Here is an 11,318-nt window from a genome sequence, read left to right as displayed (position 1 = left end):
TTGGACGAGGCGGGGATGGCCGAGAGGCCGCAAGGAACCTAGGGACGGATTGCAACGTTTCAGCATCCGGCGGGGCGCATCCAGACGACGCCCGTCTGTCGACCGGGTGAATGACCCCCGCGGCCGCGGGGTGGCGGGGTCGGCGCCGGAACGCCGGCGAGGTCGCCCGCTCGGTGATTGACGGGCCGCAGGGCCCGAACAGGCCTCGGTGGCACCCCCAACGGGATTCGAACCTGTGCTACCGCCGTGAAAGGGCGAGCGAGGGACCGACGGGTGACGATGACAACTGACGAATGTGCAGGTCAGGGCCAATTTCCGTGGCTTGGCGTCGTTGGGTCTCGATGACCGTTTTCGACCCTTGTGTTGCCCTTGTGTTGCCCCAGACGCCCATAGCAGTTCTTGCTATGCCACGTGTATGACCAGGCGGAGCGACGTACTACGCGAGGTGATGCGGGAGACTCGCACCCCCCAGAGCAGGCTGTCGCTTGTCGGGGGTTCACCAGCCCAGCATCAGTGGCTTCCTCTCGGACCGGGTCGACCTGAGCGACGAGATGCTCGACCGGCTGCTCTCCTGCATGGGCTACCGGCTCGAAGTCGTGCGCCGACCCGTTCGCCCACACCTCACTCGTTCGGTCGAGCGGTCGTGGCAGCTGCACCGCCAACTCTCCACCCACCTCACCGGCGAGACGCTGACCAAGTGGCGGCCCACGATCTTGAGCAACCTCAAGCGGCTCCAGGGCAGCGTCCAGGGCCAACCGCACACACGCAACCTCGACCGCTGGCGCGAGCTCGTCCGCAACGGCGACGTCTCCGGCCTCCGCCGCATGATGACCGGTCTCGATGACGACTCCATCGAGATGCGCGAGGTCTCCCCTCTGGGCGGGCTGCTGCCCCAGGACGAACGCTCGCAGGCTCTCGGGCTGGTGGGCTGATGCGCCGCGATCAGCTGGAGCACGCAATCCACACGGCGTGTCAGATCATCGAACAGCCTGCCGTGATCATCATCGGCTCCCAAGCAATTCTCGGGACATACAGCGAGGACCAACTCCCCGATGCGGCGACGATGTCGGTCGAGGTCGACGTCCTCCCAATCGCCGACACCAATGGCGAGACCGCTCGCCTCGCCGACGTGATCGAGGGAGTCGCCGGCGAGTGGTCCCCCTTCGAACAGCAACACGGCTTCAGCATCGACGGTGTGTCGACCTCGACACCGCCGTACTCCCCGATGGTTGGCTCGACCGGCTGGTCAAGGTCCAGGACGCCAACACGGCCGATGCGACTGGCGAGCAAACCTTCACCGGCTGGTGCCTGGATAAGGAAGACCTCTGCGTCGCCAAGCTCTGCGCATTCCGCGAGAAGGACCGCAGCTTCGTCGCCGCCCTCCTGGAAGCCAGCCTGGTCGACGCTGACCTGATCGCAGCCCGGATACCTACGGTCCCCCGCGCGCACATACCGACGACCGAGCGGGCACTCGCCTGGCTCGGCTCGCAGACGTGGCACTAAGAGCCTCGACTGGCTGATTGTGCGGGTGGAGCGGCGCCAGCAGTCTTTGTGGCTACGCGGACTCGGAGAGGCGTCCGAAGCCGCTCCGGTGGAACACCAGGGGCAGGGAGGTGTCGGTGTGCTCGACTGCGTGCAGCTGAAGGATCACGATCGTGTGGTCGCCGGCTTCGACCTCGTTGTAGATCGTGCAGTCGAACCGGGCCAGTCCCTCGTCGAGGGTGATGGCCCCATCCTCGGACGAGGTCACCGCAACGTCGTCGAACCGGTGCTTGACCGGTCCGGCCAGCCGGCGGCAAACCTCCCCGTGGTGGTCGGCCAGGACCGTGAGGCCGAGGTGGTCGGCGCGCCGCAGATCGGGCCAGGTCTTGGACGTGTTGGCGACCGAGAAGGAGACGAGCGGCGGGTCGAGGCTGACCGAGGTGAATGAGCTCGCGGCGAGACCGGTCCTCTGTCCGTCGACCTCGGCGGCGACGGCGACGACTCCGCTGGGAAACACCCCGAAGGCCTGCCTGAGCATGGCGGGATCGAGGTCCTGGTTGGTGGTGAGGGTGGAGACGGTCATGCGAGTGCTCCTGCCTGGGCGAGGGCGTCGACCGTGGGACGGACCTTGGCCAGCCATTCGACGTAGGCGGCTGGATCGTCGTGACGACTGTCGAGGACGTAGTGCCCGCGGACCGTGGTTCCGCCGATCTCCGTCAGCACGGGACGCAGAGTGAGCTCGGGGGCCAGCGCGTGAGCCGGCCCGGCGCCGAGCATGAGGGGAACGGCGACCCCGGAAAGCCCAGTGGTCGAGAAGCGGTCGAGGAAGAGCTTGAGGAGTCCGGTGTACGTCGCCTTGTAGGTGGGGCAGGCGACCACGACCAGGTCGGCAGCACCGACCTGCTCGACCAGGGAGGTCACCGTCGGGTCGTCCCAGCTGAGGAGACTCCCACCGAGCGTGGCCAGGTCGAGCACGAGGTCGGCCTCCCGCCCCGAGAGCTCGCGTGCGATGTAAGTCGCGGCTGCGAGCGTGCGGGAGGCCGGCTTCGGGTTGCCAACGACTACTGCGGTGGTCACGAGACGATCCGCCCCGAGCCGAAGGGAACCGAGGCCGCGGTCGCCGCGACCGGCGCAGGGTGGGTCCACAGACCACGCCTGGTCAACTCGGGGAGCACGCCCTCGCCGAACCAGTACGACTCCTCGAGGTGCGGATATCCCGACATCACGAACTCCTCGATCCCGACCTCGGCGTACTGCTCGACCAGGTCAGCGATCTCGGTGAAAGAACCGACCATCGCGGTGCCGGCTCCGCCACGCACAAGACCGACTCCGGCCCACAGGTTGGGGTAGACCTCCAGCGAGTCCTTGCTGCCCGCGTTGAGGTCGAGCATCCGCCGTTGACCGACGGACTCGCTGCGCTTGAGCCCGGCCTGCACCTTGGCGATCTGGTCCTGGCTGATGCCGCTAAGGAGTCGGTCGCTCTCGGCCCAGGCAGCTTCGGAGGTGTCCCGCGCGATCGTGTGAAGCCGGATGCCGAACCTCACTTGACCCTCGCGGCCCTCGTCCGCCGCGAGCTTGCGGATCCACTCGACCTTCTCGCGGACCGCCTCTGGCGGCTCGCCCCAGGTGAGGTAGACGTCGACGTGCTTGGCAGCTACCCGGCCCGCGGCTTCCGATGAGCCGCCGAAGTAGATCTCGGGCAGGGGGTCGGGGATCTGGTCGAGCGTCGCGTTCTCGAGCTGGTAGTACTTCCCGTCGTAGGTGACGGTCCCGCCGGCCCAGAGCGAGCGGACGACGTGCAGGAACTCCTCACATCGTTCGTAGCGGCCGTCCTTGTCGAGGAAGTCGCCGTACATGCGCTGCTCGTGCGACTCGCCGCCGGTGACCACGTTGAGCAGCAGTCGCCCACCGGAGAGGTTCTGGAAGGTGCCGGCCATCTGGGCCGAGAGGAACGGCGACGTGAGACCAGGACGGAAGGCGACCAGGAACTTCAGCCGCTCGGAGAGGCTGCTGATCATTGCGGTGGATACCCACGCGTCCTCGCACCACGCACCGGTCGGCGTCAGGGCGGCGTCGAAGCCGAGCTGCTCCGCGCTTCGAGCGATCTGGCCGAGGTAGGGAACCGAGGCAGGCCGGCCCGCGGCGCCGGCGCTGACGCCGTGCCCTCCTGCGACGACCTGTCGGCCGTCGCCACCGTTGGTGGGCAGGAACCAATGGAACTTGAGCTGGTCGGTCATGTCGTCGCCTCCGGTCAGAGCTGTCCGTGGTTGGGCGGAAGGGTGCCGTCGAGCGCGTGGCGTCCGAGGTGGCGGATCTTCCAGGCCGCTGGGTCGTGCAGGGTGTGGGTGCGGGCGTTGCGCCAGTGCCGGTTGAGGTTGAGCGAGTCGAGGGCCGAACGGGTGCCGCTGACCTCGAAGAGTCGACTCGCTGCGTCGATCGAGGCTTGCGTCGTGGCGGCCCGCGCTGCGGCGACGGCGAGGCTGGCGGCGCCCGCGGTCTCGGTCGTCAGGTCCGCGTCGGCTCGGTCGACCGCTCGGCCCGCCTCGGTCACGAGCGCCTCGGCTCCCCGGACCGCGAGCTCCATCTCCCCGAACGCTTGGACGACCGTCGGGTCGTCGGCGTGGCGCTCGAGGCCCAGCTCGGAGAGCGCATCTGGGTAGGGACGGCTCTTCGTGGTGACGAACTCCGCTGCCTCAGTGATCGAGGCGCGCGCGATTCCTGCGTCGATGGCGGCATGCAGGAGCTGAGCGAAGGCGCCGTAGGTCTGAGGACCGTCGAACGTGAGGTGCCAGGGCGTCACGCGGTCGGCAGGGACGTTCACCTCGTCAAGGCGCACGGTGCCGCTGGCCGTGGTGCGCTGCCCCATGCCGTCCCAGTCGTCGACGACCGTGACGCCCACGGCGTGGCGCTCGACCCACGCGACATGCATCGGCCCGTCCTCGTCGAGGTGGGCGAGCACGGGGATCCAGTCGGCGAGGAGGGCGCCCGTGGCGTAGCCCTTCTCGCCGGACAGGACCCAGCCACCCGCCGCGGGCCGCAGCGTGGTCCGGAAGTCGCGGACGTGCTTGGTCCCGATCTCCGACTGGGCATTGCCGAACCGCTTGCCGGCGAGAACCTCGCCGAAGAAGTACGCCTGCTGGTCCGGCGAGGCGGCGTGGCGCAGCGCGTTGACGTAGACGAAGTGGCTGTGCGGGATCTGGGCGATGCTCGGGTCCCCGGCCGCGAGCAGTCGGAAGACATCGGCAACCACCTCCGCGGAGAGGTCGGCGCCGCCGTGCTCGGCGGGCACGGTGATGGCGAGCAGTCCGGACTCGGAGAGCTCGTCGATCTCGGCCACCGGTATCACCCGGTCGACGTCACGGCCGGCGGCGCCCTTGGCGAACCGCTCGCCAAGGTCGGCCGCGACAGCGGCCGCCTCGGCGGCGATCAGCACGGGGACAGCCATCAGACCCGCTCCAGCTCCGCCGCTTCGAGCTCGCGGACGATGGGGAGGACCTCACGACCGAAGTACTGGACGTCCTCCTGGAAGTGCAGGAAGCCCAGCAGGAACAGGTTCACGCCCTGGCGCTTGTACTCGAGCATGCGGCGGGCGATCTGCTCGGGCGTCCCGATGAGGCCGGTGCGGAAGCCGTCGTTGTACTGGACGAGGTCCTTGAAGTCGGAGTCCTGCCACATGCCCTTCTTGTCGCCCGTCGACTGACCGGCCTGCTTGACGGCGGAGCCGAAGCCCTCGACCGCCTCGACGTCGGCCTTCTCGACGATCTCGTCGAGGACGGCGTGCGCCTCAGCCTCGGTGTCACGACCGATCAGGAAGCCGTTGACGCCGAACCGCACGTGCCCACCACGGCCGTTGACCGCAGCGACGTCGCTGACGTCCTGGATCTGCTCGGCGATGCCTTCGGGCGAGTTGCCGTTCATGAAGTACCAGTCGGTCACACGACCACCCATGCCGCGGGCGTCCGTCGAGTTGCCGCCCATGAAGATCTCCGGGTGCGGGCGACCAGGTACGTCGTACGGCTTCGGCTTGAGGTCGAAGTCATGGAGGCGGTAGAAGTCGCCGTTCAGCTCGGCGTGGTCGCTCGTCCAGATCTCGCGCAGGTAGCGGATGAACTCCTCCGAGCGGCGGTAGCGCTCGCCGTGCTCGAGCCACGGCTCGCCGAGCTTGGTGAACTCATCCTTGAACCAGCCGCTGACGACGTTCACGCAGAAGCGGCCCTTGGTGTACTGGTCGGAGCTAGCGACCAGCTTGGCCAGGACGCCCGGCTGCCACAGCCCAGGGTGCACCGCGGCGATCACCTTGAGGCGCTCGGTCGCCAGGGCGATGGCGAGGCTGATCGACGTCGACTCGTGCTGGTAGGCCGCGCCGTAGCCGGCCATGTAGCGCACCTGCGACAAGGCGTAGTCGAAGCCGTTGTTCTCGGCGAGGCGGCCGAGCTCGATGTTGTAGTCGAGGCTCCAGTCGGTGCGCTGCTCGATCTTGCTGACCACCAGGCCACCACTGACGTTGGGCACCCAGTAGGCGAACTTCAGGGGCTCGTGGGCCCGGTCGACGGTCGGCTCGCTCATCACAACTCCTCTAAGGCGGTTATCTACATCAGATTGCTTGACTTTGTCGCGCGATGCAAGGCGAGACGGTGCATCAGGCGTCGGAAGCCGCGACGGGACGATAGGCACGACCTATCACCCGGCGCGGCGGCGGCGGCTCACGTGTACCAAGTGGGCTCAGGGATCTCGCCGAGGAGCGCGTAGCGGCCCACCTCCGCACGCTTGTGCGCCACGGGGTCGTGGAGGCTGTGGGTGCGGATGTTGCGCCAGAAGATATCGAGGCCGACCGAGCTGGAGCTGGCTCGAGCGCCGGTCACCTCGAAGACGCGGGTCCCGATCTCCAGCCCCACGTCGATGGCCACCTGCTTGGCTGCCGCGATGACGACGGCCGCCTCGCCTCGCTCCTGCGCCGTGACGGTGTCGGCGTGCGTGTTGATCGCCTCGATCAGGACTGCCGCCCTCTCGGTCAGCGCCTCCGCAGCCCAGAGCTTGGAGCGCAGGTCACCGTAGGCCTCGAGGACGTAGAACTCCTCGCTGCTGCGCTCCTTCACGTCTGCGGCGTAGGGCCAAGGCCGGGTGCGCTCCCGCGTGTAGGTCGCCGCGGTCGCGAGCGCTCCCTCGGCGATGCCCACGTACATGTTGGCGAAGATCAGCTGGATCAGCGGCACGTTGAGGGTGTTGTAGACCCGCGGCGCGAACTCGTGACCGCCATCATCCGTGGTGACGTAGCCCGCTGCAGCCTCCCAGGGGACACGAACGCCGTCGATGACCACGCCGCCACTCTCGGTGAGGCGCTGCCCGAGGCTGTCCCAGTCCCCCTTGAACTGGATGGCGGGCTGGTCGGTGGGCACGATGGCGAAGACGTGCTTCTCGGTCCCCTCTATAACTCCCTCGAGCACGGTGACGTCGCTGACCTGGCCGCCGGTGGAGAACGACTTCTCACCTCGGTAGACGAGCTCACCGTCCTCTTCGGTGATGACCAGGTCGTTGTCACGTGGATTGACGGCTCCTCCGTAGAACCAGGCGTTCTCCGTGGCCTGCTGCTCGACGGCAGCCACCTGCTCGGGTGTCGCGACCAGGCGGGCGGCCCAAGCCCAGAGGTAGTGGTAGCCGAGCAGCTGGCCGATCGAGCCGTCGCCGGCGGAGACGGCCCGGACCACCCGGAGCGCCGTCGCCCAGTCCTGGCCGGCGCCCCCGTGCTCGACAGGCCCGAGGATCGTGACGAGCCCGCTGTCCTTCAGGAGCCGCACCTCGGCGTACGGCGTGGCGTTCGCACGGTCCCGCATCACGGCGTCGACCGCCAACTGGGAGGCGACATCACGACCACGCTGAACCCAACCCTCGGGATCCGTGGGCGCAGGTCCCCAGTCCGCGCGAGTAGCGGCAGTGGTTTCGGTGAGTGTCATGGTGTCTCGCTCTCGGCAATGATGCGATAGTCGTTGTCTAGTAACCTAGTCGTCTTTAGCGACTACGCAAGGTGCAGGCACCTCGACAGCACACGGAAATGCCGACGGGGCCAGCGGATTCGCCTTTCACCCGGAGTCCGTGGACAGAGGAGACCGTCGTGCGGATCGAGCAGTTGGAGTACGTCGCCGCGGTGACGCAGCACGGCTCGTTGCGGCGCGCCAGCGAGCGGTTGCACATCTCTCAGCCCGCCCTGAGCGAGGCCGTCAGCAAGCTCGAACGCGAGCTCGGCGTGACGCTGCTCGACCGACGTCGCTCCGGCGCTCGAATCAGCCGTCGAGGCCAGGTCCTGCTGCAGAAAATGGTGGAGGTGCTTGAGGCCGTTGACCGTCTCAAGGTCGCGGCGGAAGACCAACACACGGCGAGCCTCACCGTCAGGGTGGGCACCGTGAATGCGGCCACCTCGACGCTCCTGGTTCCAGCGGCCCGCACCTTCCAGGACACGGTGCCGGGAACGACCGTCGAGATCCTCAACATCCAACAGGCAGAGATCCACCAGGCCCTCATCGAGGGTTCGCTCGACCTCGGCCTGGTCAACGTCCTAGCAGGGGACGAGCCGATCCTGCACCTGGTCGGCACCGATCTCCTGCACGGGCGGCCGGTGGTGGTACTCCCCACCGACCACCCACTCTCGGCCCAGGACGAGGTCACCGTCGAGCAGCTCCGCGAGGATCGGTTCGTGGCGATGCGGGCGGGCTACCTGATGCACCGGTTCGCGCACCGGCTCTTCGGCACTTCCATGCCACGGGTCATCCACGCCACCGACGGCGCCGAGATGGGCAAGCTGATGGTGTCCGAGGGCCTGGGCGTGTCCGTGCTGCCCGACTACAGCGTGATCGGCGACCCGCTCGAGCGGGGAGGCATGATCACCACGCGTCCCATTGCCGGAGACCGGACTCGAGTCACCCTCGTCCTGCTTCAGCGCCAGACCGACCATGTGCCGGCCGCAGTACGCGAGCTGCACGCCTCCCTCGTGGCGAAGGCCCGCAGCGCCGTGGCCTGAACGCTGCGGCGGACCCGGTCGCGGTCCGCCGCAGCGACAAGGCTCAGCTGTCCGAGACGGGAGCCAGCTGACCCTGCAGGTTCGGGTCGTCGTTGGTCGCGAGGTACTCCTGGACGCGAGGGTCGAAGAAGATCTTCTCGAGCTTCGCGACCTGCGGGTCGTCGACGTACTTCGAGCCCACCACCAGTTGTCCGGCGAACTCCTTCGGCGCGTCGGGCGCGTAGATTTTGTCCGACTCCGGGGTCCCGGCGTCGACGAAGGACATGTTGTAGTCGATGACCGCGTCGACCGAGTCGAGCGTGCGGGGGCCCGCGCCGTACTCCATGTAGGTGAACTTGTAGCCGTTCGGGTTTGTGGCGATGTCGGCTTCGGTGGCTGCCCACGGGTCGAGGCCGTCCTTGAACGTGAGCTTGCCGGCGCGCTCGAGGATCCACAGCGCCTGCGCGGTGTTGGCGGGGTCGTTCAGCAGCGCGATCGTGGCGCCCTGCGGCAGCTCCTCGAGGGAGCCGTACTTGCTGGAGTAGATCGAGTAGGACCACTGGAAGACCGGCCCGAGCGCGGTCAGTTTCATGCCGGTCGAGTCGAGAACCTGCGCCAGCCAGTGCTTGTGCTGGTAGATATTGGCGATGTACTTGCCGTCCGCGGTGGCCTGGTCGAGCTGGTTGCCGTCCTCGATGCCGACTCCCTTGATCGTGACGCCGTAGTCGGGCGCGATGTCCTTGTTCAGATAGCCCAGGAACGCCTGCTCGGAAGCCGAGCTGGCCTGGAAGGCGATGCTGAAGTCGTTGGAGAACGCACTTCCGTCCATCGCCTTCTTGTCGTCCCCGGTGAAGCGAAGAACGAGGGCGACGACGATGACCAGGACGATGACGCCTGCGAGTGCCGGAATCAGCCATCGTCGCGGGCGGCCTCCGAGGTCGAGGTCACTGTGATTGGGCTCTGTTCGCGAGCCCGAGGGCTGTTGGGTGGTGGACATGACGGTTCCTTTCGAGACGCACGAGCGCGCGGGCTGACACCCGAGCAGGTGCTGCCCGGGCGCGAGGGGTGATGCTCAGGTCAGTGGGTGAGGGAGCGGACCACGCGATCACCGGTGAACTGGATGGCCTGGACGAGGACGACAAGCAGGACGATGCAGGCGATCATGATGCTGTTGTCGAAGCGCCTGTAGCCGTAGTTGACGGCCAGATAGCCGATGCCGCCAGAGCCGATGGCGCCGGCGATGGCGGAGTACTCGATCATCGCGATGACGTTGAGCGTCAGGCCGGCCGCCAGGCCTGGGAGCGCCTCGCGCAGCTGGATGCCGGACATGATCTGCCACCTGCTGGCGCCGGTGGCCAGGCCGACGTCGAGGAGGTCTCGAGGAACCTCTCGCACGGCATTCTCGGTCAGCCGGGCGAAGAAGGCGACGCCCGCCACTGACATCGGGATGATGGCGGCCTTGAAGCCGATCGTGGTCCCGAAGACCAGCTTGGTGACCGGGATGATCGCTGCCATCAGGACGAGGAACGGCAGTGACCGTCCCAGGTTGGCGACCCAGCTGATCGACACGTGCACGACGCGGTGAGGGGTCAGCCCCAGGGGCGAGGTGTTGAAGATGAGCAGCCCGAGCGGGCCGCCGAGCAGCACCACGATCGTCATGACGACGGCGACCATGCGGGCGGTCTCTGCGAGCGCCGGTAGCAGCAGGTCGGGTACGTCGGGCCAGGGAGTGGCGATGAGGGGCGTGAGGGCGCTCATGCCGCGGGCTCCGCGTTGCGACGAGTATCGGAGACCGAGCTGAGCCCTACCGGGCTGGTCGGCTCCGCCACCACTCCATGGCTGCGGAAATGGTCAGCGACACGCTTCTCGTCGAGCCTGGGATCCAGACCCACCGTGAGACGACCGACCGGGAGCTGTGCGGCCTCCTCGATGAGAGCGGCCAGCACGGCGACGTCCGAGCCGAGGTCGCGACTCACCTCGGCGAGCCAGAACGGTGAGACGTCACCTTCGAGCCGGAGCCGCCACTGACGCAGCTCCGGCGCGGCGACCACCGGTGGCATCGGGAGGAGGGCCGTCGCGAGCGGTGAGTCAGAGCGACGGACGACGTCGGCCACGCTTCCCTGCTCGATGATCCTGCCGTGGTCGAGCTGGGCGACGTGGTCGGCGATCCCGCGGACGACGTCCATCTCGTGGGTGATCACCAGGATGGTCACTCCGAGGTCGTCGCGGAGCTCGGTGAGCAGGGCGAGGATCGCCCGGGTGGAATCGGGGTCCAGGCCCGACGTGGCCTCGTCCGAGAGCAGCACGGAGGGCTTCAGGGCCAGACCTCGGGCGATCCCGATCCGCTGGCGCTGACCGCCGGACAGCTGGGACGGGTAGTGGTTCGCGCGGTTGAGCATCCCCACCCTCTCGAGCAGGTCGCCGACGCGGCGTCGCACCTCAGCCTCGGCCAGACCTTGGTTGCGCATCGGCAGAGCGACGTTCTGCGCGGCGGTGAGGCGGCGCAACAGGTTGGCCGACTGGAAGACCGTCCCGATCTGCTGACGCGCCCGGCGCAGGTCACGGCCCGACAGCGCGGCCAGGTCGGCGCCACTGACGGCGATGCTCCCGGTCGTGGGTCGTTCGAGCAGGTTCACGCATCGAGCGAGGGTGCTCTTGCCGGCGCCACTGGGTCCGACCACAGCGGCGATCCGGCCGTCTTCGACGCGTAGGTCGATGCCGTCGAGAACGGTCGTAGCGCCGTACCTCTTGGTCAATCCGGAGATCTCGATCATGGGTCGTCCCTGTCATCGGTCGAACAATCTTGAGTGACTTTATGGACTTAGACTGGTCTGGCAAGGGATGC

General features: G+C 67.7%; 12 protein-coding genes and 1 tRNA gene. 3 read left to right on the top strand and 10 right to left on the bottom strand.

The window, feature by feature from the left end:
* Positions 1 to 209 precede the first annotated feature (209 nt).
* A tRNA-Ser gene (locus tag ABEA33_RS12655) sits at positions 210 to 275 on the bottom strand.
* 210 nt (positions 276 to 485) lie between these two features.
* Between ABEA33_RS12655 and ABEA33_RS12650 the strand changes: the two genes are divergently transcribed.
* Positions 486 to 932, top strand: a complete 447-nt coding sequence (locus tag ABEA33_RS12650) for an XRE family transcriptional regulator (RefSeq protein ID WP_345527139.1) — start codon at positions 486 to 488, stop codon at positions 930 to 932.
* A 220-nt stretch (positions 933 to 1,152) separates the two neighbouring features.
* Positions 1,153 to 1,503 (top strand): DUF6036 family nucleotidyltransferase, encoded by a 351-nt coding sequence (locus ABEA33_RS12645; RefSeq protein WP_345527138.1) that lies wholly within the window; start codon positions 1,153 to 1,155, stop codon positions 1,501 to 1,503.
* 52 nt (positions 1,504 to 1,555) lie between these two features.
* Here ABEA33_RS12645 and ABEA33_RS12640 read toward each other — a convergent pair whose 3' ends face one another.
* The 6 genes from ABEA33_RS12640 to ABEA33_RS12615 form a co-directional block, all read right to left on the bottom strand.
* Complete coding sequence (locus tag ABEA33_RS12640) at positions 1,556 to 2,065, bottom strand: flavin reductase family protein (RefSeq protein WP_345527137.1); 510 nt, start codon at positions 2,063 to 2,065, stop codon at positions 1,556 to 1,558.
* Entirely contained in the window at positions 2,062 to 2,559 is a 498-nt protein-coding gene (locus ABEA33_RS12635; RefSeq protein ID WP_345527136.1) for an NADPH-dependent FMN reductase, read from the bottom strand. The genes ABEA33_RS12640 and ABEA33_RS12635 overlap by 4 nt, the downstream gene beginning before the upstream one ends.
* Positions 2,556 to 3,719, bottom strand: coding sequence for an LLM class flavin-dependent oxidoreductase (locus tag ABEA33_RS12630; RefSeq protein WP_345527135.1), 1,164 nt, complete (start codon positions 3,717 to 3,719; stop codon positions 2,556 to 2,558). Before ABEA33_RS12630 ends, ABEA33_RS12635 begins: the two co-directional genes overlap by 4 nt.
* 14 nt (positions 3,720 to 3,733) lie before the next feature.
* Positions 3,734 to 4,927, bottom strand: coding sequence for an SfnB family sulfur acquisition oxidoreductase (locus ABEA33_RS12625; RefSeq protein ID WP_345527134.1), 1,194 nt, complete (start codon positions 4,925 to 4,927; stop codon positions 3,734 to 3,736).
* On the bottom strand, positions 4,927 to 6,048 hold the full coding sequence (gene sfnG / locus ABEA33_RS12620) for a dimethylsulfone monooxygenase SfnG (RefSeq protein WP_345527133.1): 1,122 nt from the start codon (positions 6,046 to 6,048) through the stop codon (positions 4,927 to 4,929). The genes ABEA33_RS12625 and sfnG overlap by 1 nt, the downstream gene beginning before the upstream one ends.
* Before the next feature lie 137 nt (positions 6,049 to 6,185).
* Complete coding sequence (locus tag ABEA33_RS12615; RefSeq protein WP_345527132.1) at positions 6,186 to 7,433, bottom strand: acyl-CoA dehydrogenase family protein; 1,248 nt, start codon at positions 7,431 to 7,433, stop codon at positions 6,186 to 6,188.
* A 158-nt stretch (positions 7,434 to 7,591) separates the two neighbouring features.
* Here ABEA33_RS12615 and ABEA33_RS12610 point away from each other — a divergent pair, with 158 nt between their 5' ends.
* Positions 7,592 to 8,494 carry a LysR family transcriptional regulator gene (locus tag ABEA33_RS12610; RefSeq protein WP_345527131.1) on the top strand — a complete coding sequence of 301 codons (903 nt, stop codon included), beginning with the start codon at positions 7,592 to 7,594 and terminating at the stop codon, positions 8,492 to 8,494.
* Between the two features lie 43 nt (positions 8,495 to 8,537).
* Here ABEA33_RS12610 and ABEA33_RS12605 read toward each other — a convergent pair whose 3' ends face one another.
* The 3 genes from ABEA33_RS12605 to ABEA33_RS12595 form a co-directional block, all read right to left on the bottom strand.
* Positions 8,538 to 9,470: a MetQ/NlpA family ABC transporter substrate-binding protein gene (locus ABEA33_RS12605; RefSeq protein WP_345527130.1), complete on the bottom strand. Its 933-nt coding sequence runs from the start codon at positions 9,468 to 9,470 to the stop codon at positions 8,538 to 8,540.
* An 80-nt stretch (positions 9,471 to 9,550) separates the two neighbouring features.
* On the bottom strand, positions 9,551 to 10,231 hold the full coding sequence (locus tag ABEA33_RS12600; protein WP_345527129.1) for a methionine ABC transporter permease: 681 nt from the start codon (positions 10,229 to 10,231) through the stop codon (positions 9,551 to 9,553).
* The gene (locus ABEA33_RS12595; RefSeq protein ID WP_345527128.1) at positions 10,228 to 11,247 is read right to left on the bottom strand and encodes a methionine ABC transporter ATP-binding protein; all 1,020 of its coding nucleotides are present in this window, start codon (positions 11,245 to 11,247) and stop codon (positions 10,228 to 10,230) included. Before ABEA33_RS12595 ends, ABEA33_RS12600 begins: the two co-directional genes overlap by 4 nt.
* Positions 11,248 to 11,318 lie beyond the last annotated feature (71 nt).

This window comes from Nocardioides endophyticus, from assembly GCF_039543845.1.
Classification (GTDB): domain Bacteria; phylum Actinomycetota; class Actinomycetes; order Propionibacteriales; family Nocardioidaceae; genus Nocardioides; species Nocardioides endophyticus.
The sequence above is the reverse complement of the archived record's forward strand: the minus strand, read 5'-3'. Positions and strand labels throughout refer to the sequence as shown.

What these genes read in the sequence shown, in the direction of transcription:
- ABEA33_RS12640 (WP_345527137.1), bottom strand. Translation starts at nt 2,065, where the DNA reads ATGACCGTCTCCACCCTCACCACCAACCAGGACCTCGATCCCGCCATG.
- ABEA33_RS12630 (WP_345527135.1), bottom strand. Translation starts at nt 3,719, where the DNA reads ATGACCGACCAGCTCAAGTTCCATTGGTTCCTGCCCACCAACGGTGGC.
- ABEA33_RS12625 (WP_345527134.1), bottom strand. Translation starts at nt 4,927, where the DNA reads ATGGCTGTCCCCGTGCTGATCGCCGCCGAGGCGGCCGCTGTCGCGGCC.
- sfnG (WP_345527133.1), bottom strand. Translation starts at nt 6,048, where the DNA reads ATGAGCGAGCCGACCGTCGACCGGGCCCACGAGCCCCTGAAGTTCGCC.
- ABEA33_RS12615 (WP_345527132.1), bottom strand. Translation starts at nt 7,433, where the DNA reads ATGACACTCACCGAAACCACTGCCGCTACTCGCGCGGACTGGGGACCT.
- ABEA33_RS12605 (WP_345527130.1), bottom strand. Translation starts at nt 9,470, where the DNA reads ATGTCCACCACCCAACAGCCCTCGGGCTCGCGAACAGAGCCCAATCAC.
- ABEA33_RS12600 (WP_345527129.1), bottom strand. Translation starts at nt 10,231, where the DNA reads ATGAGCGCCCTCACGCCCCTCATCGCCACTCCCTGGCCCGACGTACCC.
- ABEA33_RS12595 (WP_345527128.1), bottom strand. Translation starts at nt 11,247, where the DNA reads ATGATCGAGATCTCCGGATTGACCAAGAGGTACGGCGCTACGACCGTT.